Source organism: Micromonospora sp. PLK6-60 (assembly GCF_019890675.1).
GTDB lineage: Bacteria > Actinomycetota > Actinomycetes > Mycobacteriales > Micromonosporaceae > Micromonospora.
In genome coordinates, this window is record NZ_JAIOAA010000048.1 from 1 (window position 1) to 371 (window position 371).

1 protein-coding gene is annotated in these 371 nt (G+C 70.4%); it reads right to left on the reverse strand.

Features of this window, described 5'->3' with window-relative positions; all coding sequences use genetic code 11:
- On the reverse strand, positions 1-371 hold a 371-nt coding region (locus K7640_RS29810; RefSeq protein ID WP_222958279.1), incomplete at both ends, for a PxKF domain-containing protein.

The window sequence follows — 371 nt, forward strand, 5'->3', positions numbered from 1 at the left end:
ACGAACTCGCGGCAGGTGCCGGCCCAGGCGGGGTCGGTCTTCCACACGTAGTTGTACTGGCCGTTGGCGTTGACGCTCATGCTCGATCCGCCGGGGCTGCGGGCGGCGACGGGGGTCGGGCGGGGGGTGATGGAGCCGTCCGGGTTGACGGTGCGCAGGGTGTCGCAGTCGACCAGGCGGGAGTACGGCGAGTTGCTGGCCAGGATGTCCAGGCCCCGGTTGCTGGCGAGCTTGAACTTCATCGGTGCCGCGTCACCGGCGATGACGGTGTTCAGCGCCGGCTGGGCCGTCCGGCCGACGAAGTCGCCGCGGCAGGACGGGTGGGTGTCGAACGCCTCGCTGTTGTCGTCACGACTGGTGGTGCCCTGCAC